The following is a 1,689-nucleotide window of genomic DNA, read 5'->3' as shown; positions in this document are numbered from 1 at the left end:
AACAATGATGAATCCCACTCTATCAGATCATTTACATTCTTCTCATCTGGCTTTGACAACTCAAAGTTTAATTTATAAACAGCCTGTGTAGAATCAAAATCTAATACCTTTACTTTATCATCAGATGTTATAAAGAACCTATATCCGTATCCGTTATATTTATATTCTGCACTGTCCATAGTCAAGATTATCTTAGTAGAATCGAATTCATTAAGAGGCGGAGATAATGTAGGAGATGAAAATATCTCTGTAATAACTGAAGTTCCATGATTGAGATCAGTTTTTGTAAGAGTAGGAGCATTTCTAAATCGAGATAAGGGCTTAAACATACAATAAACCGTATTACCATACATCTTAGTTTCTACAAAAAAATCCCTTCTATTTATAGAGTCAATAGTTTGTAATTCGTAATTTCTAATACGAATTACTTCTTTCATATTATCAGTAGTGTATTTATGAATATCAATCTGTCCAAATTTATCTAGATAAAATATCAAACCGCCCTGTTCACTCCTGAATACATCAACAATTCTCATGGCACTTCTTAAATCTCTTGTATTAAAATATGGGATATAAGAAATTAACACTTTTTTACTAATTCTAAACTTATCAATTGTTTTATTTTCTGTCCCCTTTAAATTAAACTCCCAATAATAATACAAATCATCAGTATTAATGAAGCACTCTACTGTATTATTTTCATCAAATTGTTTACTATAAATTAATTCTTTTTCCATATAAAATACTTTTTTAAACTGACTTACAACTACTTGGCTAAACAAAATAATAAACCAAAATAATATTCTCCTATAACTCATCTTAAAATACTTCATAAAATCCACCAGTTAATTCTTTTTCCATATTATATGTAATTGTTTTAAATTTATACTGACATTTACTAGGTATTCTTGTATTTAAGTCACAAGGGTCTATGTATACTCCATTTAGGGGTTTATATTTTATAGCTTCAATTAAAGGATAATTGGGACTATTAGATATTGACAGTACACCACTTAAAGCCTCGTTAGTATAATCATGTAAAAGTTTATCAGAAGATTCATAACCCTTTGTTGAAAACACTCCATATGAAGGATCATAATAATTAGTATTGTACAATACAAAAACATGATCTCCAAATAAACCTAATGGAATATTCATAAGATCTTGTGCTCTTTGTTTAATATCCTCAGGTGCTAAAGGATCTTGTATCCTCCACTCTTTAACCAACATAGCACAATTTTTATACATAAGACTATCATTTTCGTCTTTTTTAGGCTTAATTATTAACATAAATAATTTACCTTTAAACAACTTCGTTGATTGTATTTTACAAATATCCATTAAAAAATCACTCCATTCTCCACAACGAGCTTCTCCAACCTTTAACAAATATCTAACTCCTCGAAATTTAAACATACCATAGGCATGTAGAGAACTTGTATTCCTCCAATATCCCATAGCTCCTTTTATACGAGCTCTCTCTACATTTAATGTCCTTATATACTCAAATACTTTAACAACTATCTCATCTGCATTATCTGCATTATCTGCATATTTACACCCCATATATAATAAAGTTTCCATTACAAAGAGTCTATCAGGGTGATTACCTACAAAACTGATCATCACTTGATCTCCCTCTTCTGGTATAGCTACAAACCCTCTGTTAGAACCTACCTTATCACTACT

General features: G+C 29.4%; 1 protein-coding gene and 1 pseudogene. Both read right to left on the bottom strand.

The genetic code is table 11. The annotated features are described in order from the left end of the window. Nucleotides 1–737, bottom strand: a 737-nt coding sequence (locus HX062_RS16065; protein ID WP_286468127.1) for a hypothetical protein, incomplete at its 3' end; no start/stop codon positions are given. 82 nt (nucleotides 738–819) lie between these two features. Then, nucleotides 820–1,689 (bottom strand): annotated as a pseudogene (locus HX062_RS16060) (hypothetical protein); the annotation flags it as partial.

Source organism: Myroides sp. DF42-4-2, assembly GCF_030326445.1.
Taxonomy (GTDB): domain Bacteria; phylum Bacteroidota; class Bacteroidia; order Flavobacteriales; family Flavobacteriaceae; genus Flavobacterium.
Note: the sequence above shows the minus strand (reverse complement) of the source record. Positions and strands in the feature narration are given on the sequence as shown.